This is a genomic window from Phycisphaerales bacterium (genome assembly GCA_029268515.1).
In the GTDB taxonomy this organism is placed as follows: Bacteria; Planctomycetota; Phycisphaerae; order Phycisphaerales; family SM1A02; genus JAQWNP01.
Map to the genome: position 1 here is coordinate 618569 of JAQWNP010000006.1, position 18466 is coordinate 637034.

At 51.5% G+C, this 18466-nt stretch carries 20 protein-coding genes; 14 read left to right on the top strand and 6 right to left on the bottom strand.

Annotated elements, in window-relative coordinates:
• The first annotated feature begins 35 nt into the window (after positions 1 to 35).
• The 5 genes from P8J86_05475 to P8J86_05495 all read left to right on the top strand — a co-directional run bounded on the left by P8J86_05475 (position 36) and on the right by P8J86_05495 (position 3428).
• The gene (locus tag P8J86_05475; GenBank protein MDG2054140.1) at positions 36 to 971 is read left to right on the top strand and encodes a deoxyribonuclease IV; all 936 of its coding nucleotides are present in this window, start codon (positions 36 to 38) and stop codon (positions 969 to 971) included.
• Between the two features lie 75 nt (positions 972 to 1046).
• Entirely contained in the window at positions 1047 to 2045 is a 999-nt protein-coding gene (locus P8J86_05480) for a tetratricopeptide repeat protein (protein MDG2054141.1), read from the top strand.
• Positions 2046 to 2088: 43 nt separating this feature from the next.
• Complete coding sequence (gene queF / locus P8J86_05485) at positions 2089 to 2457, top strand: preQ(1) synthase (GenBank protein ID MDG2054142.1); 369 nt, start codon at positions 2089 to 2091, stop codon at positions 2455 to 2457.
• Entirely contained in the window at positions 2450 to 3094 is a 645-nt protein-coding gene (gene rdgB, locus P8J86_05490; protein ID MDG2054143.1) for an RdgB/HAM1 family non-canonical purine NTP pyrophosphatase, read from the top strand. The genes queF and rdgB overlap by 8 nt, the downstream gene beginning before the upstream one ends.
• Positions 3095 to 3104: 10 nt before the next feature.
• Positions 3105 to 3428, top strand: a complete 324-nt coding sequence (locus tag P8J86_05495; GenBank protein MDG2054144.1) for a hypothetical protein — start codon at positions 3105 to 3107, stop codon at positions 3426 to 3428.
• On the opposite strand, the gene P8J86_05500 is transcribed toward P8J86_05495, so the two are convergent.
• On the bottom strand, positions 3410 to 4300 hold the full coding sequence (locus P8J86_05500; protein MDG2054145.1) for a metallophosphoesterase: 891 nt from the start codon (positions 4298 to 4300) through the stop codon (positions 3410 to 3412). The genes P8J86_05495 and P8J86_05500 overlap by 19 nt on opposite strands.
• A 74-nt stretch (positions 4301 to 4374) precedes the next feature.
• The gene (locus tag P8J86_05505; protein MDG2054146.1) at positions 4375 to 5262 is read right to left on the bottom strand and encodes a hypothetical protein; all 888 of its coding nucleotides are present in this window, start codon (positions 5260 to 5262) and stop codon (positions 4375 to 4377) included.
• Between the two features lie 165 nt (positions 5263 to 5427).
• Between P8J86_05505 and arfB the strand changes: the two genes are divergently transcribed.
• The gene (gene arfB, locus P8J86_05510; protein ID MDG2054147.1) at positions 5428 to 5877 is read left to right on the top strand and encodes an alternative ribosome rescue aminoacyl-tRNA hydrolase ArfB; all 450 of its coding nucleotides are present in this window, start codon (positions 5428 to 5430) and stop codon (positions 5875 to 5877) included.
• Between the two features lie 107 nt (positions 5878 to 5984).
• Here arfB and purM read toward each other — a convergent pair whose 3' ends face one another.
• Entirely contained in the window at positions 5985 to 7166 is a 1182-nt protein-coding gene (gene purM, locus P8J86_05515) for a phosphoribosylformylglycinamidine cyclo-ligase (protein ID MDG2054148.1), read from the bottom strand.
• A 54-nt stretch (positions 7167 to 7220) separates the two neighbouring features.
• Between purM and sucD the strand changes: the two genes are divergently transcribed.
• Positions 7221 to 8183, top strand: a complete 963-nt coding sequence (gene sucD / locus P8J86_05520; protein MDG2054149.1) for a succinate--CoA ligase subunit alpha — start codon at positions 7221 to 7223, stop codon at positions 8181 to 8183.
• Complete coding sequence (locus P8J86_05525; GenBank protein MDG2054150.1) at positions 8183 to 8581, top strand: hypothetical protein; 399 nt, start codon at positions 8183 to 8185, stop codon at positions 8579 to 8581. Before sucD ends, P8J86_05525 begins: the two co-directional genes overlap by 1 nt.
• A gap of 7 nt (positions 8582 to 8588) precedes the next feature.
• On the opposite strand, the gene P8J86_05530 is transcribed toward P8J86_05525, so the two are convergent.
• Complete coding sequence (locus tag P8J86_05530; GenBank protein MDG2054151.1) at positions 8589 to 9836, bottom strand: hypothetical protein; 1248 nt, start codon at positions 9834 to 9836, stop codon at positions 8589 to 8591.
• A 69-nt stretch (positions 9837 to 9905) separates the two neighbouring features.
• Complete coding sequence (gene holA / locus P8J86_05535) at positions 9906 to 10931, bottom strand: DNA polymerase III subunit delta (GenBank protein ID MDG2054152.1); 1026 nt, start codon at positions 10929 to 10931, stop codon at positions 9906 to 9908.
• On the opposite strand from holA, the gene P8J86_05540 reads away from it, so the two are divergent.
• The 3 genes from P8J86_05540 to P8J86_05550 all read left to right on the top strand — a co-directional run bounded on the left by P8J86_05540 (position 10918) and on the right by P8J86_05550 (position 14200).
• On the top strand, positions 10918 to 12744 hold the full coding sequence (locus P8J86_05540; GenBank protein MDG2054153.1) for an ATP-binding protein: 1827 nt from the start codon (positions 10918 to 10920) through the stop codon (positions 12742 to 12744). The genes holA and P8J86_05540 overlap by 14 nt on opposite strands.
• Positions 12745 to 12819: 75 nt before the next feature.
• Complete coding sequence (locus tag P8J86_05545) at positions 12820 to 13530, top strand: ATP-dependent Clp protease proteolytic subunit (protein ID MDG2054154.1); 711 nt, start codon at positions 12820 to 12822, stop codon at positions 13528 to 13530.
• Between the two features lie 55 nt (positions 13531 to 13585).
• Positions 13586 to 14200: an ATP-dependent Clp protease proteolytic subunit gene (locus tag P8J86_05550; protein MDG2054155.1), complete on the top strand. Its 615-nt coding sequence runs from the start codon at positions 13586 to 13588 to the stop codon at positions 14198 to 14200.
• 282 nt (positions 14201 to 14482) lie between these two features.
• On the opposite strand, the gene P8J86_05555 is transcribed toward P8J86_05550, so the two are convergent.
• Positions 14483 to 14686: a hypothetical protein gene (locus P8J86_05555; GenBank protein MDG2054156.1), complete on the bottom strand. Its 204-nt coding sequence runs from the start codon at positions 14684 to 14686 to the stop codon at positions 14483 to 14485.
• On the opposite strand from P8J86_05555, the gene P8J86_05560 reads away from it, so the two are divergent.
• From P8J86_05560 to P8J86_05570, 3 genes are all read left to right on the top strand, one after another.
• Positions 14685 to 15245: a peptidoglycan recognition family protein gene (locus P8J86_05560; protein ID MDG2054157.1), complete on the top strand. Its 561-nt coding sequence runs from the start codon at positions 14685 to 14687 to the stop codon at positions 15243 to 15245. The genes P8J86_05555 and P8J86_05560 overlap by 2 nt on opposite strands.
• Before the next feature lie 215 nt (positions 15246 to 15460).
• Positions 15461 to 16357 (top strand): serine/threonine-protein kinase, encoded by an 897-nt coding sequence (locus P8J86_05565; protein MDG2054158.1) that lies wholly within the window; start codon positions 15461 to 15463, stop codon positions 16355 to 16357.
• A 25-nt stretch (positions 16358 to 16382) separates the two neighbouring features.
• Positions 16383 to 18440 carry a serine/threonine-protein kinase gene (locus tag P8J86_05570; GenBank protein MDG2054159.1) on the top strand — a complete coding sequence of 686 codons (2058 nt, stop codon included), beginning with the start codon at positions 16383 to 16385 and terminating at the stop codon, positions 18438 to 18440.
• The last annotated feature ends 26 nt before the right edge of the window (positions 18441 to 18466 follow it).

Here is an 18466-nt window from a genome sequence, read left to right on the forward strand (position 1 = left end):
CTGTTCTGTTGGTGGTGGGCTACAATCCCGGCCCCATGCTTGGATCTCATCTCTCTATTGCTGGTGGTATGCACCTAGCGCTCGAGGCCGCCGTCGGACTAAAGCTCGAGTGCCTTCAGGTCTTTACAAAGAATCAAAGGCAGTGGCGCGTTAAGCCACTCGAAGACACAGCTGTTAATCAGTGGAAGAATCAACTTAAGCAAATGAAATGGCTTAGCTCTGGCGGTTGTACGCGGGTTGTCAGCCACAACAGTTACTTAATAAACCTTGCCTCCCCTGATCCAACAAACTGGCGTCGTGCGGTTGCCTTACAGCGTGTCGAAATGGAACGGTGTGAATCACTCTTGATTCCTTTTCTTGTGGCTCATCCAGGCGCGCATCTGGGCGAGAGTTTGGCGCCTGGAAAACCACATCAACTTGGTAGAAAACCAAACAAAGACGAGCAAGCTGGACTCAAGCGAATCGTCCGCGCACTCGACCAATTACACAAAGAGCTCCCTGGTTATCAGGTACGAACGTGCCTTGAAACCACCGTTGGATCTGGCACAAATTTGGGTTACGATTTTGGGCATTTGGCTTGGATTCGCAGTGAGGTGAAAGAACCTGATCGTTTGGGTTTTTGTTTCGATACCTGCCACGTTACGGCAGCCGGCTATGACATGAGTACTGATTCCAAAGCCAAGGCGGTGCTTCAAGAGTTTGATGCTGGCCCAGGATTAGATCATCTTTTGGTCGCGCATCTCAATGACTCGATTGGATCCATTGGGTCACGTAAAGACCGCCACGCTCATATTGGCGACGGTACATGTGGTGAATCAGCTTTTCGGGTCATTTTGCAGCATCCTCACCTCAAGGCCCGCCCGATGATCCTCGAAACACCAAAAGGTGACACACCGAAGGGCACTGCATGGGATACGATCAACATTCGTCGACTAAGACGACTGTCGGCAAGCACCCCTAAAAGCCGATAAGACCCATCAAGAGGCCCCGTTCTTACCTTCTTCCATTCGCTCTGGCATCAAATGACGACTGAGCATTGAGTAACTATGAAACAGACTCTAAGTCTACTTTTGATTGCTTCCATGGCTCTATTGCTTTGTTCTTGCGATCTCCTGAAACCCTTGACCAATACTTCATTGGTCCAAACAACGCCATCGAGTGAAGAGCAACTTGCTTTACTTGATCAGGCCGACGAGGCATCAGCCACCGGAAATTACAACGAGGCACTTCAGCTTTTCCATCAAGTGTTGCAACAGAATCCGAGTGCAACTGAGGCTTATATTGGGATTGGCGATGTCTACCTCGATCAACAGGACTATGTAAAGGCCGAGCCGGTTTTTGCAAGGGCAGCTCGCCTCGAACCAGATAATTTTTCAGCGCAATATGGACACGGCGTTGCACTGCAGATGCTTGATCGACTTGTTGATGCTGTCCGCGCATTTCATAGAGCGTTGACCATTAATCCTTCATCACCAGAGGCCAATCTCCAACTGGGCACGGTGTATCTGCAACAACGCGATTCAAAAAGTGCATTGAACTTCCTCGCCCGAGCCGTGGAATTGGATCCGAGTTCAGGGCCTGCTCATCTCAATTATGCAGCAGCACTACAAGAGCTTGGTTCACCAGAGAGAGCGATCGAACAGTATCGAGCAGCGGCAGAATTGATGGAGCCGAGTCCAGAGTTATTGATGAATTTGGTGACCCTACTCGCGGAAGAAAAAAGGTATCGCGAAGCAGTCAATGCAGCTCAAACACTGGTGCGGCTTGATCCCACTGCAGTGACCTATGAGCGACTTGGATGGGCGTACTTCCGACTTGGGGAATATCAGAATTCTGAGATGGCCTATCAAGAGGCAGTCACCCTAGATCCTAGTAATTACAAAGCGCTCAATGGCGTTGGTGTGAATTCGTTGAATCATTGGCTCCGCACCGATCGCATCAGTCATGAGGCCTTTCTCAAGGCCCAGGAGGCCTTCAGGAAGTCACTCCGGGTCAACAAGAATCAGCCGAAGGTTGTACAGCTCATGATGAAGTACGGTCTCTAGTCTCTCAGCAGACCCAGCGACACGATCGTATGATGCGTCAACTATGCCGGAATCATCACTTCTAGAGACATTTTCGAATCCCGCGCAACAGGCTTATGTGATTGAGCACGTTTCCGACGAGTTCACGTCGGTTTGTCCTATGACCGGCCATCCTGACTTTGCATCAGTCATCTTGCGTTACAGCCCAGGCAAGACCTGTGTCGAACTCAAGAGTCTTAAACTCTATTACCAGTCCTTCCGGAATGAGGGTATCTACTACGAAGCGGTGACCAATTTGATCAGAGATGATCTGACCAAGTTAATGAATCCAACATGGCTTCAGCTCATAACGCAATGGCGGGGCCGCGGTGGTATTCGTTCCTGCATCACAGCAACGACTGGTGATGTGCCTGAGGCGTGGCAGCGTGACTAGTCCAGTTGTTGAATTGCTATTAGCAACCTCGAATCCCCATAAGGTTAAAGAAGCAACTGCCATACTTGAGCCCTTGGGAATTAAGATCCTCGAGCTTAGTGGTATTGATGCAGCGCTGCCTGAGCCAGTTGAAGATCAAGACACATTTGCTGGCAATGCAAGAATCAAAGCAATTTATTACGCACAGCAAACTGGTCGCCCTTGTCTCGCTGATGACTCGGGCCTTGAAGTTGATGTGCTTAATGGTCGTCCAGGCGTCTACTCTGCAAGGTATGCAGGCATTGGAGAGACACGCCAGGAGCGTGATGAAGCGAATAATCAAAAACTCATCGGAGAGATCGTGGCACTTCAGCAACCAAGCCCATCAGCTCGGTTTGTTTGTTGTCTCTGCCTGGCACAACCAGATGGTCGCGTCATTGCTGAGACAAGGGGTCATTTTGAGGGTGTTCTCACCACAACACCGAAGGGCGACAACGGATTTGGTTACGATCCACTGCTTTATTTACCCGATGTTGATTGCACCAGTGCCCAATTAGAGGCTGAAGTAAAAAACAATCGTTCACACCGTGGTCAAGCGCTGCGTCTTCTGGCCCAGCAGTTGCCTTCTCTTATCGCATCAGAATTGCTCAGTAGCTAAGGGATTAAGAATGCCTTTGCCTTTTATGATCTGGGTGATCGGGGGTGTTTTGTTGGGGTTGTTTACCGCTGTGGCGGTGGTGCGAGCCTTTCGCCGAAGCCATCAACACATTGTGTGTCAAGCGTGTAGCCATCTGCTCAGTGGTTTGTCGCCAGAGGTCAAGCAATGTCCCGAGTGTGGAGCGCTCTTTACTCAATATCCCAAGGTCATGCCCGGACAGCGATATATCGATCGGCATTGGGCGAGAATTGCTGTGGTCGCGCTGGTGATTGAGGTGGTTTGCTTCTTAATTCCCGGATCAGTCTTACTGATCTATTACGTTTTGTCGCCGTAGTGTGGATCGAGATGATCGACGGCATTGCGCATGGTGATCATGGCGATCTCAGCGGGGCAATTGACGCGCAATGGAAACCAAGCGCCGACGCCTACAGAGACATAAAGATGACTATGACCATGCCCGAAAATACCCGCAGAGTGACGATGTCCCAGCGCAAGATTGGTATTGGGTTTTTCTCGCAAGGCGACCTGTCCGCCGTGGGTGTGGCCAGATAACGTCAGTGGAATACCCAGCGTTGCCGCCTGTTTGAATCCTTTGGGATTGTGAGAGAGTAATAAATCAGTCGATTGGCCACAGGTCATCTCAACTTTTTGGGCACAGATCTTGGCGGTACGCCCCCAGTCGACACCTGCCACCGTTAAGCGTCCGTCGCCTCGGTGAATCTCAACGGCTTCATCGCGTAACACAACGATGCCAGCATCGCGCGCCATTTGAGCAAGTCGATCAGCATCATGTAATTCATCATGATTTCCGAGTACAAGATAGGCGCCCATTGGTGCATTTGCATTCGCAAGAGCCTCAAGCAAAGGCGGGGCCATGTCGTTGTGAAGATCTACAACATCTCCTGTACAAGCAATAAGATCTGGACTCTGCGCCTTAAGCAGATCAACAATTTCAATAGCTCGCTCAACAGGCAAAAGATCACCAAGATGAAAGTCAGTGACATGGCCAATGCGAAGACCATCGAAGGCTGCCGGCCAAAGTGGCGAAGCAATTTCGACTTCTCTTACAGTCACGTCTTGGCTTAGATGACGCCGGATCATTCGGCCGCCGCTGAGCCGATTTGGACCAATGGTAAAGAGTAAATGCCGGATTTTAGCTCTCCGGTACTTCCCCTTTCGTTGACGTTCTTTTTTTGATTCCGACATAATTAGAAATCTCAAGGCTCGATCATACCTCGCAGCGTAGCGAAGGACTTCTTTATGAAAACGCGTTGCTGTTCCTAAAAGTCAACCTTGATACCAAGGAAGAGGCCTGCCAAATGGCCTTTGAACTGAAAATCTTCTTGATAGGAATCTTCCGCGAAATAGCGGTAACCAAGGGACACGGCCACTTGTTCTGTGAGATAAAGGTTGAGATTCGCCCGCACCTGTGCGACGGCACCAAGCTCCGAGCCGAAGGTGGCTCCAGCACCACATTCAGCAGTCAGCTCAATCATCTTCAGGAAAGGCGTGTTCTCTGGAAGTTCGATCGACAGTTTGCCGCGCAGACCGATGTAGGCCGCGGCCCATTGGCCATAGCCAGTGTCGCTCTTGCCACCATTTCTGGATAGATTCTGCTCCACGTCAATCCAGCGCACGCCTATGAGCGGGCTGATCGTGAAGTCAACGTTTTCTGATCCAAGGGGGTGATTGGGCTCTTTTGAATATTGAATGGGATGCCAGAGCTTATAAGCCACATCGACAGCAACAGAAGACCATCGCAGCGATGAAGAGAACTTGTCGCCGCTCTTAAGTTTGACATCACCATATTTGAATGTTCGGCCGGCGGTACCTGATCCAGAAGTCGAAAAACGAAACCCTTCGATACCAAACGTCCAATCATTGACGTGCAAATGAAAGATCCCTTGGAACGTTGGCTCAAGATCTCGATAATTCAATTGTGTAATGAAGTCGATTTCTGTGCCACTACCCCCACCACTGGTTTCGAGAGAAGCGTTGCCGCCTAAGCGCGGCACCCATGCCCCCGCAATCAAGGTTCCAGAGATCTGGACCCGCTCTTGAGCCGCGAGCACATCATGATCACTGGGCGTACTTTGGGCGGCTACAGGCAATGCAAACAAGCCAAAAATCCAGATCATCTTGAAAATCGTTTGTGCTTCGTTCTTCATTTCTTGGTCCTTCCTTCCAATCCGCCCCAGAAGCCTAAAATGAGCCTCTATCCAAATCATGATCGCGCAGCGTACCATTGACGTGACCATTTGTCTGAACAGTGGACCTTGAAAGAGCCATTGACCGGCGCTTGATCGCCGGAAGCGATATGAGGCGACACCATTATGGCCACAGAGCAGTCGGGCAATATCCGCCTTTCACCGCGCGCAAGCGTAGCGAGAACGGCTATTCGTTTCGTCACTTCACGCTCAAGTGGGCCGGGCGGCCAAAATGTAAACAAAGTGAGTTCAAGGGTGCAGATGTTTGTGCCAATCAACGCCATTGTTGGTCTCGATGAAAAAGCGAGGGAGCGATTGCGAAAGCTCGCGGGGAAAAAGTTGACCAGTGAAGAAGAGTTGTTGTTGGTCTCTGAAACATCCAGGTCACAGCAGACAAACAAGGAGGCTTGTTTTGAGCGACTTGCAGAGATGGTGCTCAAGGCGGAGGTTGCACCAAAGAAGCGAAGGCCAACCAAGCCAACCAGGGGTTCCATAGAGCGGCGACTGCAATCGAAACAGAAACAAAGCGATCGAAAAAACGATCGGCGTTCAAATCGTAACCCACACGATGATTAGATTGAATGCGGAGCTGTTGATGTCGCTCCAAACTTCCCATTTGAGAGCGCAAGTATCTTGGCTGAAGGGTGCTTTATTTAAGTCTTGATGTTCTTTGGCGCTGATACCTAAACGAGTTGGACCTGGCCCGTGCCACTGACGATCTCGCCAATAACGGTTGGTTTCTCGCCGTATCGCTGAAGTTGATTGACCACGGATGTTGCAAACGAAGGTCGGACAACCAACACATACCCAATGCCCATATTAAATACGTGATACATCTCATCTCGATCAACATTGCCGGCCTCTTCAAGCAGGTCAAATAAGGGTGGAACGGTCCAAGTTGAAGTATCAATCTTGGCGTCAATGTTCGGAGAGAGAATGCGGTTCACATTACCAGGCAGGCCACCGCCAGTAATGTGTGCCATGCCACTGATCACACGCTTGACCCGGTAGCGGTTCAGAAGACGAACAATTGGTCGGACATAGATCCGTGTTGGTTTCAGTATGGCTTGGCCAAGAGTTCCTGTGTCACCGCTAGCTGCGAGAGCTTCGGGCTTACTACTCAGATCGAGTTGCGCGTGCTTAATGATCTGTCGTACCAGCGTGTAACCATTTGAATGAATGCCATCACTTGAAAGTCCGATGATGACATCACCCTTTTGCACCCGCATCGGATCAACAGCTCGAGAGAGTTCGACGACACCGACACAGAAGCCGGCCATGTCGAAATCACCTTTTTGGTAGATGTCAGGCATCTCAGCGCACTCACCGCCAAGCAGCGCACAATCACTAATTTCACATCCATGCCCGATGCCCTTAATCAACTCTGCAGTGAGTTCCGGGTCAGTTTTATTGAGTCCCAAATAGTCCAGAAAGAAAAGTGGCTCTGCGCCTTGCACGATGAGATCGTTGACGTTCATGGCAACACAGTCGATGCCAATGGTCTTATAGGATTTGAGCTCAGCGGCCAATTTGACCTTCGTCCCGACGCCATCAGTGCAGGCAACCAAGACGGGCTCTTTGTAGTTGCGCTTGAACAGTCGCTCGTCATAATCAAGACGGAATAATCCGGCAAATCCACCGTGCTGAGAGATCACCCGTGGCCCATGTGTGCGTCTGAGTGTTGACTTAATCAGGTCGACAACCTTGTCGCCAGCAGCGATATCAACCCCGGCTTGGGCATAAGTCAGGCCCTGAGGCTTTTTTTGGTCCTTCGCATCGGTAGTGGACATCGTTGTATTGTATCGCCGCTTGGCCGCGCGATCTGCCCGGCCCAAGATTGGCAGCTCCAGGGGGGCCAGATACATCGATCAATCCACGCTATCCTATGCGTCTGACTTCTAACACGGGGACTCAAGAATATGTCAATCCTGGTTAACGGTTCAACAAAAGTCATTTGTCAGGGAATCACCGGTGCTTTTGGTGCTTTCCATACCAAGGGTTGCCTGGAATATGGCACCCAGATGGTTGGTGGTGTGACACCTGGCAAGGGCGGTACCTCAGATCCCAATGGCCTGCCGATCTTCGACACGGTTCGTGATGCGGTCGAGGCAACTGGTGCGTCAGCAACAATGATCTTTGTGCCCCCACCATTTGCAGCCGATGCCATCCTTGAAGCTGCGGATGCGGGCATCAGTGTCATCTGTGCCATCACCGAGGGTATTCCCACACAAGACATGATTCGGGTTCATGGCATGTTGCCAGGTTATCCTGGCAGCGTTCTCATTGGGCCCAACTGCCCGGGTGTGATTACGCCTGGCATCCGTCAATCTGGTGAGGGCTCTTCAGCAACATTCTCAGGTGGGTGCAAAATCGGCATCATGCCTGGTTATATCAATCTCAACAAAGCTGATGCGAGCACAGGCAAAGCAGTCGGCATCATCAGCCGCTCTGGAACATTGACCTATGAGGCAGTTTGGCAAACCTCGGTTTTGGGTATTGGCCAGACCACTTGTGTGGGGATCGGTGGTGATCCGGTCAAAGGCCTGAACTTCATCGACCTCCTGTCTATGTTTGAGGAGGATCCAGACACCGATGGCGTGGTCATGATTGGCGAGATTGGTGGTACAGATGAGGTTGATGCTGGCCGTTGGGTTCATGAGCACATGTCAAAGCCAGTCGCCGCCTTTATTGCTGGTCGTACGGCCCCTAAGGGCAAGCGAATGGGGCATGCAGGTGCGATCATTGGTGGTGCTGATGACACCGCCCAAGCAAAGATGGAGGCGCTTGCTGGTTTTGGCGTCCATGTCAGTGAATCGCCGGCGGAGATGGGTAGCAGGATCGCCCAAGCGATGGGTCTTGAGATTGCTTCAGCGAGTGCGTGATGAGACAGATCACACTGATCGCCAGCGTCTTGTTACTAGCGGCGGCGATTGGATGTAGCCAAAAAGCAGATCTGAGCGCTTACCACGGTCCACCATTTACAGTCGATGCAGACACCAACCGTGTGATGTTAGAGACCGTTGTGCACTCAGGTGGTTACACGCTGGAGTTCGATCATGCTCAAATTGATGATGGGCAACTGAATGTGTATCTGACGCTTGATGCTCCGACCATGGATGATCTGGTGATGGAAGCGCCACAGACGTTAACCAAGAGCTTTGCAAACCGCGCTCGCGGTGCGCGTGAGGTGTGTCTATGGGTTCGTATCACTTCACCCCAAAAGACAGTGGCACAATCGCCATATCGGCTTGCAACACAAGCAAGAGTCAATTCAAACTAAAGAGTTGCTAATCGCCGACGCCGCGCAATCCACCTGGTTGGGCGAGCAGCATAAAGGGGATGGACTTCTCTGTTTCTGCGCCGCTCTTGTCATCTCTAATACGGATCTTCAGTTGGTATTTGCCAACACTGAGTGGTTCTGGCAAAGAGAGTAGCTGCACAGTAAAGAAGTCGTTGCGTTGTTGGCGAGATCGATCAATAGCGGTCCGCCAGTCTTCTTGCCACACTGGAATACCGTCACGTTCACTGTAGATTGTGAGTTGCTGGCTTGTCACGGTGACCCATTCGTTCTTCTCGTTGAGTTCACTGGCAAACTCATTGATTTCGATATAAAGCACAGCCTGTTGTGATCGATGTGCAACCAACTGAGATAGGTCAAGCTCGTCGTAATCACCAAACCCTCGCACCCGAGTGCATAAAACAGCTGTTTTTATAGCGAGATCGGGCTGCTCTGAGAGTGCTTGTTGCAGATTAGCCATGGTCGTTCGGACGGCACGGGTGGCATCCTGTGATCCATCAAGCGATTGGCCTAGCTCAATAAAATGCTCTTGCATTGTCTTGAGTAAAGCCTGTTCACTCTCAGTCAGATCTGGCATTGCATCGGGGGAGATCTGCCGCGTTGGATCTACCATCGTCATGGCCGCGAGTAACATCAGTTCTCGTACGGGCATATCACTACGTGTACTTTGGTGATAAAGCTCGCGAGAAAACTCAATCATGATCCGTTGCATGTGAGCATCGAGATCTTCGATCTTTATTGGCAAGGGCTCAGCAGTGGCATTTGGTTGAATGTCTGTCAACGCTTCTGTTGGCCTGATCGTTGTTTCTTCAGTTTGATTTGCAGTGCCCTGCTTCGGCATCGCTGCGAGCGGGCTTGTTTTAGTTATCTCATCGACTGGAGTTGGATCTTGCTTTGTGGGCTCATTGAACAAGACGCGAGATGGTGTTTTTGATGCAGTCGCTTCTGGTTTCGTTGGTGAGCTTTGTGCCAGGAAGCTTGCAATGTCACGTTGACTCTGCTCGGCGAGCGAAATTGCCTGCGGAGAAACATTGGTATCACTGGTTGTTTGGTGGGGCTCGAAATCGAACACTCCACTCTGACGCGGTGTTGCGTTCTCTGTGGTGCCGAAGTCAAATAATCCCTTGGACTGACAGCCCATCATCATGAAGGTGATAGCGATCAGTGGCATGGTCCACTTGGGGAATATGTTCGATGCGTTACTTTCAGAGCAGCGTTGGCGTTTGGCCACATGCATTGTGTGTGGCCTCCTGCCACTGTAAAGGCTCATCCTTGAGCCCAGAGAAAATCAGATCCCCCAAGGGAATCAGTTGGGGACTCTTAGAGTATCGGTCATTTGCAGCACAAGAGTTTCAAGAGTTCGAGCAGGATTGGCCTGACCAGTCTTCGCAAGTCGATCTGCTTGCATGATCTGGCCCAACAAATCAGCTGCTCGCCAGGGTGATATCCGTCCCGCAGCATCGAGGATAGCCTGCCGACCAGCACCAAAAATCTGTAACTGTTTGGCCGCCGCACCACTGGGTAAACCACTTCTTCGCATATGGGACGCCCCATGCAGTTTTCGGGCCAGATCACCCAGGGCCCAGAAAACCAGTTGCTCTGGAACACGTGAGACAGCGAGAAGCTCTCGGAGTTTTGAGATCGCCATGTCCGGACGGCCGGTCGCGACAGCAGCCTGAATTTCCCAAACCTGCTCCTCACGGCTGATGACCACCATCTCTGCAACCAGTATCTTGTCGATCGTGCCATTTTGACCGGTGGCCAAGGTCGCCAGCTTCTCTAACTCGCAGTCAAGCCGTGCCAGATCCGTGCCGACACGCATGACAAGCAAAGCAGCGGCATCATTTTGAAGTTCCGCTTCATGAGCGGAAGCGCATCTTTTGATGCACCACTGAGTTGCAACAGCTTCCGTGGGGGCTGTGAGTTTGATGACTGTGCCACATTTGGCAATGAGCTTATCGATCTTGCTTGCACGCCAGGTCTCGGCTCTCATCAGGAATGTCGCACTCTCAACAGGTTCGCTGACATAGCGCTCTAGTGCCCTGCGAAAGCTCTCGTCGCGGGCGAGGAAGACATCAGCACTGTCGAGCATGACAAGCTTGTGCGTGCTCATCAGACCAAATGTGCGTAGCTCGTCAAGCAAGTCCGCCAGAGCAACCGAATTTCCATCAAAGCGAAAGCGGTCCAGTCCACCATGAGCTTTTTCCAGAGACTGAGCCAGTTGTTGGGTGTGATGGCCAAGAAGGAATGACTCCTTTCCATGCAGTACCACGACACGATGGGAGGCGTCTGGAACAGATTGAGAAGCAGCTTTGGCCATGTCAGAGACCATGATAGGAATACGACCGCCTTTTGGAGGTCCATCCTTGATTGGAAATAAAAAAACTCAGGTCGAGCAGGCATCTCTAGGCGACCAGCAAGAAGCCTGGGAGCAGGTCAATCAACAATGCTGGTGTTCTGATCTTGTTCCAACTTGCTTTAGGCCTGACAATGGGATGGTGTTCTATTTACACGTCATTCAGGGTCCACAGCAAGGCCAGCGTTTTGATCTTCCAGATGATGAGCCACAGCTCATTGGTCGCTCCTCTGAGGCATTGACCATCCTCGACTCGAGCGTCAGTCGGCGCCATGCAGAATTAACGCCGGATGATGGCGAATGGTATTTGCGGGATCTGAATTCCTCCAATGGCACTTTTCTGAACAAGCAGCTTCTGGATTGCCGTATCAAGCTGACAGGCGGAGATCAGATTCAATGTGGTGACACGGTGCTCTTGTTTGCGTCTGGCCAGGCCAGCGCTGTGGATTATGGCATTGCCTTGTTGGATGACGATGCGCATACAGTTTCAATTGACGAGGCTGTGGAGGCGACTGATGAAAAGGTCATCATTGATCCCGCTTTAGAGGCTCGCCTCGCGCAGGAACATCTTCAGGTTCTTTTGGAAGTTACTTCCTTGACTGCTCAAGCAAGTTCGAAAGAAGAGCTTCTCAGGAGCATCGTCGATGTGATCTATGAACACTTTCGCCCAGATCGAGTCATTCTGCTCTTGACTCAGAGCGTTGATTTAGAGGTCATTGAGCAAGTTGTCTTTCGCCAGAGATCTGGCCAGGAGCTTTCACCAGGCAGTCCGATACCAATGAGTCGAACGATGGTCATGCATACGCTGGCGCGTCAAGCAGGCATGCTCTCGACCAACGCGATGGACGACAAGCGATTTTTAAGTGGAGACTCGATTGATAACTTGGCCATTCGATCAGCGATCTGTGTGCCAATCAGTCACAATCAAGATTGTTTTGGGGTCCTATCGATCGATTCCTCAGTGGCTGATTTTTCCTTTACGAAGCCTCAACTTCAGCTTATGAATGCGATCGCCCAACAAACAGCACTTACATTGCTGGTGCAAGATCTCATCACAACGCGCAAGCAGACGGCGCGATTGGCGTCGATGGGACAGACGGTTGCGTCAGTCAGCCACTCGATCAAAAACATGCTTCAAGGGTTGCGTGGGGCTGCAAACGCAGTTGAACTGGCCTTGAAGCGAGAAGATGTTTCGATGGCTCTTGAAGCATGGCCAATTCTGAACCGGAACCTGGATCGCATCTTTTCATTAACGCTGAATATGCTGGCGTTTTCAAAGTCACGACAGATGGAATTCGAGTGGATCCAAATCAATGATCTTGTGCTTGAAGTCACCCAGCTGCTTGCATCACAGGCCAGCCGTAAGCGCGTCCATGTGGTGACCTATTGTGATCCTGAAATGCCGCCAATCGGGATTGATTCAACGGCTATTCACCAGGTACTGGTGAATCTCATCAGCAATGCGATCGAGGCGGCGCCAGCCAAGACTGGGCAGGTAGAGGTCAGCAGTCAATATGACGCCGCCCTGGGCCAGGGCGTCATTGTGGTCTCAGATAATGGCCCTGGTGTGGACCCAAGCATTCAGGAGAAGATATTCACCCCCTTTGTATCAACCAAGGGCCAACGTGGGACAGGACTGGGATTGGCCGTGACGAAGCAAATTGTTGATGAGCATGGGGGCAGTGTCTCGGTCACCTCCGAAGCAGGGAAAGGGGCAAAGTTCAAAATACAGCTTCCTTCTGAGAGTGGGCACCTCTCATCTGCCGATACCAGCCAACCGCATCACTGAGCCTCTGTTTTGCGGTTGGGTTGCCGATCGGAAGTCGCGCCCTATGATGCCTCCATCCACAGAAAGCAAACTTCCATGCGAAATCACGGTATTGAATATCCAGCTCACTCTCCCGACATCGATCTGGCAGCCCAGATTCCCCCAGTGACGGGACACGATCCTCTCGTGTATCCATCTCCGGGTGTTGTGCGGCCAATGGCGTCGATTCAGCGTACACGCGAGATGACGCTCGATGAGATCATGCTCGAGAATCGAGTGGTCTTTCTCATTGGCGAAATCAATCATGCTTCTGCTGCACGCGTCATGATGCAAATGCTGTATCTCGAGGACCAGAAGCGGGGTCGCGAAATCAACTTCTACATCAATAGCCCAGGTGGCGCCGTAGACGACACTCTTGCGATCTATGACACGATGCAGTTCATCAGCTCCGAGATCGCAACATTTTGTATTGGACGAGCTTATTCAGGTGGCGCTGTGTTGCTTTGCGCAGGAAGCCATGGACAACGCCATATTCTGCCTCATGCCAAAGTGATGATTCACCAGCCATATGGCGGGGTGACGGGGCAAACGACTGATGTTCAGATTCAGGCGGAACAAATCATCAAAGCAAAAGACACACTCAACGAGATTGTTGCTGAGCATACTGGGCAGACCGTTGAAAAAGTTTCTGCGGATGCTGAACGTGATAAGTACTTCTCCGCCGAGGAAGCAAAGGATTACGGGCTTGTCGATGAAGTATTCAAGCCTGTTGAGAAGGTAAGTAACAAAGAAAACAAGTCAAAATAGTGACCCGACTCGGCGTTCAATCACAAAGCCGACTTGAGTAACAAACGGATCCAACATGTCCACACTTGTACCAATCGTTATTGAGAAAACTGGTCGCGGCGAACGCACCTATGACATCTATTCACGACTACTCAATGATCGCATCATTTTTCTTGGTGGTCCTATCAACGATGTGGTTGCCAATCTGATTGTGGCCCAACTCCTTTTCCTGGCCAATGATGACCCCACCGCAGATATTGATCTCTATATCAATTCGCCAGGAGGATCGGTCACTGCAGGCTTGGGTGTGATTGACACCATGGAGTATGTGCCTTGTGACGTCAGCACCTACATCATCGGCCAGGCGGCTTCGATGGGGTCTTTGATTGCTTGCTCTGGCACAGAGGGGAAACGATACACCCTACCCCACTCGAAGAATCTGATGCACCAGCCGTTGCTCGGTGGCGTGCTTGAGGGGCAAGCGACTGATCTGGAGATCGAAGCTCGTGAAATGCTTCGCCTACGAAAGATTCTTTTCGAGATCTATGCCAATCGAACTGGAAAGTCGACCGAGACAATTCATGCCGATTGCGAGCGGAATAAGTGGCTCAATTCCGAGGAAATGCTTGAGTATGGACTGGCGGATTCGCTGTTGTCTCATCTCAAGTCATCCAAGAAAGGTGAAGCTTGAGACACTCAGTGAAAGTTGCCATTAGACCAGGGGCACTCATGGTTTCGTGCCTGCTGACAATCGCCTTCGCGATGGGTTGCCACCGCCCGCCTTTCCCGGAAAATAAGCCACGGACTCAATTCGAGACCTATGACAGTATGCGACAGCAGGTGACGCCGCTCGAAGAACCTGATGTCTTTGGTAGCCCCAGACCAGCCGTGCGAGCGCGCCTATCGAACAACGCCAATTGACTGGTAGCCGCCAGCGTTGCTGGTGTGTCCGATAGCACCCCCTTACAAGAACCTACCGTTGCATCAATTCCTGTTCTTTGCTCAAGGCCTGACCACCAACTGGCCCGATACAAGTGGCAGTGACTGGTTTACCCAGTACATAAGTCGTGAGCAGTAACAACAACACAAGTCCGGCAACCTTTTCTCCGACCAGGCGAACACGAATCGTCTGGGCGAGTTTTCTCATTGCCATGGTGTGCTCTGCCAGTCTGCTCATGCTGAAGGATGCACCTATTCATGGTGGCGTCCCATTGACCACGCTCTCTGCCTTCGCAGATCCGAGCGTATCAGTCGATAATGCGGACCCTATTTTCGAGCTCACCACAGATCTTGAGCAGCATCAGTGGACTGGCATCGTGATCCACCATTTGGGTGAGCCCGCAGCCACAATGCAATCAATTCACCGTCGTCATATCCAAAATGGCTATCAAGGCCTTGGATATCACTTCGTCATCGGGAATGGAAACGGGCTTGGTAACGGTGATGTCCATATTGGATACCGTTGGACCAACCAGCTCCCGGGCGCTCATGTCGTTGGTGATACCGGTACCTTGCACAATCAGCATTCGATTGCCATCTGTTTGGTGGGAGATGGGGATCGACGTCCATTCACGCCTGACCAGATGAAAAACCTGGTTCGCCTCGTTCAGCGCCTTCAACACCGTCTGGATATTCCATCAGAAGCGGTGTTTTTGCACCGTGAATTGGCGGGTCATGTAAAGAGCCCAGGCCGTTTCTTCGCAGCGGCGGAGTTACAGGAAGGCCTCTTGCAATAAATAGTTGTTTGCGTGACCTCCAGCAAAGCACTACTCTGAAGTGGTCGGGGCCCTCATTTTAGTGGGGCTAAGGCTGATTTATGGCAGCCCCGGTTCATTTCTCTCGGTTCCAGTGATGGTTGCTGGCACCGTTCAATCCGTGACTTCCAACCCGAGATCCGGGCCACAGGCATGCGTCTGTGTAGGAAGACTCCTTATCTCAAAGAGAGCGCGGCATGCCCGTTTCCAGAGGCCAGAAAGTAGGCAAATTCAATGTTCTTGCCAAACTCGGCGAAGGCGCGCGTTCTACGATCTTTGCGGTTCAAGAGCCACGCACGAAGCAAGTGTGGGCTCTGAAACATACGGAGAAGGAGACGGAAAAGGACGATCGCTTCTTTGAGCAGATGGAGCATGAGCAACAGATCGGGTCCAAACTGGATCATATCTCTGTTCGCCAAGTCACCAAGCTGATCAAACATCGCACGCGGATGAAGATCTCTGCGATGTCATTGCTGATGGAATTGGTTGATGGCACCACACTCGATCAGAAACTTCCGCGTGGGCACAGCGGGGCTGTGAAGATCTTTAAGCAAATTGCCGATGGCCTTGCTCATATGCATGGGCGCGGTTTTGTTCATGCAGATATTAAACCAAACAATATTTTGATTACTGATGACGGTGGGGTGAAGATCATTGATCTTGGCCAAGCGTGTGCTATTGGAACTGTCAAAAAACGAATTCAAGGTACGCCGGGCTATATGGCGCCAGAGCAGGCGCACCGTCAAGCGATCACGCCGCAGACCGATATCTATAACTTTGGTGCCATGATGTACTGGGTTTTGATACGTGAATGTATCCCAACAGCAATGCCGCCTAAGGATGCTAACTCGAGCTTGTTCACTGGCGCTGTTGATGCAAGCCAGATCGCCAAACCAGTGCCTCCAGTACAACGCAACCCGCGCATTCATCCACTCCTTTCTAAGCAGATCATGGATTGCGTTGAGTTGCACCCAAATGACCGGCCTGAGTCGATGGAATTTGTGGCGAATCGTTTAGAGTTAATCGTTGATCTATTAGAAAACCCACCCAAGAAACCGCCGCCACTAGTGGATGACGAAGATACAGTGACATAGGTCTCTGCTCTACGAGCGAATGTCCATGCACGAAGATCAAGCCGATCAAAGAGAAGCCAACGCGGTGAACGTGCCCCAGCAGATCGGTGACTACAAGATTCTCCGAGTACTTGGCGTGGGCGGTATGTCCATTGTGTATGCGGCTCTTCAGAACCAGCCTCGACGGATGGTGGCGCTGAAAGTGATGAAGCAAGGTACGACCACAAATATCTCGCTCCGCCGTTTTCGGCGAGAGATCGAGATTCTTGGTCGTTTGCACCACCCCTACATTGCGCAGGTCTTTGACGCGGGAATGCATGATGACGGTGGTGGTGGCGTCCCCTACTTTGTGATGGAGTATGTTGCAGGTGCTCAGACAGTGCTTGAACATGTCGCCGCCAACAATCTTCCTGTGCGCGACATTCTGAAGCTCTTCGTCAAGATCTGTGCCGCAGTAGAGAATGGGCATTACAACAAAGTGGTCCATCGCGATCTTAAGCCCGGCAACATACTCATCGATCGACAGCAAGAGCCCAAGATTATTGACTTCGGTGTTGCCCGTGCGACTGAAGTAGATGCATCTTCTGCAACGATGCAGACAGAAGCAGGACGTCTCGTTGGTACGGTCCAGTACATGGCGCCTGAGCAGGTCGATGCTGAACCCCAAGACATCAAACCGAGTTGTGATGTCTATGCGTTGGGCGTTCTGTTGTACAAGCTGTTAACCACACGCTTCCCCCATTCATTTGAGGGCTTGCCAATTTACGAAGCAGTACGCATCATTCGAATGGAAGATGCGCCAAAGCCTTCATCTATCAATCCAGAGGTGCGAGGTGACCTCGAGACCATCATGATGCGCTGCTTAGAGAAAGAGCCGGCACGTCGATACCAAAGTGCAGGCCAGCTGGGCCGAGATGTCCTTCGCTACTTAGGTCATGTGCCAATCAAGGCGCGCCCCGCAGGACTTTGGTACCGGCTCGGTTTATTGGCGCGACGCCGAAAGAGCACACTTGTCTTGGCGGCCACCATGTGCTGTCTCGTCGTGCTGGTAGCGGTGGCGACCGCGGTCATTGTGATTTCACTACAACCGGAAAGTGAAGAGACCAAAACGCCATTGAGCGCGACGGCTGAAACAACGATTGATCCAAAGACTGAGGTCATTGAGCCAGCAAATACTGGAGGCACGACGACGGAGGTAACTCCAACGCTCGCTGTCGCGCCGGCGGTTGAAACAATTTCGCTGCAAAATCAGGATCAGCCAATTGAATTTCTCACTTTCATGACCTCGCCAAATCTCATCGACTTTGCTGGCAGCCATTTTAGTTTGTGGAATTACAAGGAGCAGACGGAGACTGGATGGCCAATCACAACGGCATCACCAACCTTAATCGCAGCAAGTGGTCCTCAGGCGCAGCGCCTCGCCGTCGCCAGTGGTCATCACAAGATCATGGTCATTGATACCAAGACTGGTGAAGTTGAATCGACGATTCGCAGTCCAAACAACAAAGTTCAAGGCCTGGGAATTTCGCAAGACGGCACGCTGGTGGCCTATAGCTTGGATGATCTGACGATTCGCGTTTGGTCGAAGGATCGCAGCCAACGCAAGCTATTGCGATCAAACTCAGGCGAGCTGTTTCATTTGTGTTTCAATGCCACGAACACCATGGTTGGCGGTCTTTCGGAGCAACAGGCAGTGGTATGGTCGATGGCGGATGAGAAGGTGATTTTTGAAATGCCCGCGGTGCAAGAACCACGCGCCACGCGGTTTGTTGGTGATCTCAATCTCATGGTGGCCGTTGGGGGCGATGGGATCTTGATCATGTGGGATGTCATGGCGGGTAAGGAGGTCGCACGACTGAAGCTGATGCCCGCACATCTTGACGCCGTGGCGATCAACCCAATGGGGACGATGCTTCTCTGCGCTGCCGGTAATCGTGCAACGGTCTGGTCACTACCCGATCGGAAGCGTGCCAAACTTGAGGTCTTCTCCGAGGCGCCGGTTGCATTAGCCGTGGATGACATTACGAAAACCCTGGCTCTTGGCTTTGCCAATGGAATGATTGTGGTCAAGCCATGGCCACAAGGCCGTGGTGGTCAGGACTGATGGCGTCCCTTGATCGCTCGCGAGGG

Excerpts from the sequence above, each read along its gene's own strand:
- P8J86_05475 (MDG2054140.1), top strand. The coding sequence starts at position 36 with ATGCTTGGATCTCATCTCTCTATTGCTGGTGGTATGCACCTAGCGCTC.
- P8J86_05480 (MDG2054141.1), top strand. The coding sequence starts at position 1,047 with ATGAAACAGACTCTAAGTCTACTTTTGATTGCTTCCATGGCTCTATTG.
- queF (MDG2054142.1), top strand. The coding sequence starts at position 2,089 with ATGCCGGAATCATCACTTCTAGAGACATTTTCGAATCCCGCGCAACAG.
- P8J86_05495 (MDG2054144.1), top strand. The coding sequence starts at position 3,105 with ATGCCTTTGCCTTTTATGATCTGGGTGATCGGGGGTGTTTTGTTGGGG.
- P8J86_05500 (MDG2054145.1), bottom strand. The coding sequence starts at position 4,300 with ATGTCGGAATCAAAAAAAGAACGTCAACGAAAGGGGAAGTACCGGAGA.
- P8J86_05505 (MDG2054146.1), bottom strand. The coding sequence starts at position 5,262 with ATGAAGAACGAAGCACAAACGATTTTCAAGATGATCTGGATTTTTGGC.
- arfB (MDG2054147.1), top strand. The coding sequence starts at position 5,428 with ATGGCCACAGAGCAGTCGGGCAATATCCGCCTTTCACCGCGCGCAAGC.
- purM (MDG2054148.1), bottom strand. The coding sequence starts at position 7,166 with ATGTATCTGGCCCCCCTGGAGCTGCCAATCTTGGGCCGGGCAGATCGC.
- sucD (MDG2054149.1), top strand. The coding sequence starts at position 7,221 with ATGTCAATCCTGGTTAACGGTTCAACAAAAGTCATTTGTCAGGGAATC.
- P8J86_05525 (MDG2054150.1), top strand. The coding sequence starts at position 8,183 with ATGAGACAGATCACACTGATCGCCAGCGTCTTGTTACTAGCGGCGGCG.
- P8J86_05530 (MDG2054151.1), bottom strand. The coding sequence starts at position 9,836 with ATGCATGTGGCCAAACGCCAACGCTGCTCTGAAAGTAACGCATCGAAC.
- P8J86_05540 (MDG2054153.1), top strand. The coding sequence starts at position 10,918 with ATGTCAGAGACCATGATAGGAATACGACCGCCTTTTGGAGGTCCATCC.
- holA (MDG2054152.1), bottom strand. The coding sequence starts at position 10,931 with ATGGTCTCTGACATGGCCAAAGCTGCTTCTCAATCTGTTCCAGACGCC.
- P8J86_05545 (MDG2054154.1), top strand. The coding sequence starts at position 12,820 with ATGCGAAATCACGGTATTGAATATCCAGCTCACTCTCCCGACATCGAT.
- P8J86_05550 (MDG2054155.1), top strand. The coding sequence starts at position 13,586 with ATGTCCACACTTGTACCAATCGTTATTGAGAAAACTGGTCGCGGCGAA.
- P8J86_05560 (MDG2054157.1), top strand. The coding sequence starts at position 14,685 with ATGCTGAAGGATGCACCTATTCATGGTGGCGTCCCATTGACCACGCTC.
- P8J86_05555 (MDG2054156.1), bottom strand. The coding sequence starts at position 14,686 with ATGAGCAGACTGGCAGAGCACACCATGGCAATGAGAAAACTCGCCCAG.
- P8J86_05565 (MDG2054158.1), top strand. The coding sequence starts at position 15,461 with ATGCCCGTTTCCAGAGGCCAGAAAGTAGGCAAATTCAATGTTCTTGCC.
- P8J86_05570 (MDG2054159.1), top strand. The coding sequence starts at position 16,383 with ATGCACGAAGATCAAGCCGATCAAAGAGAAGCCAACGCGGTGAACGTG.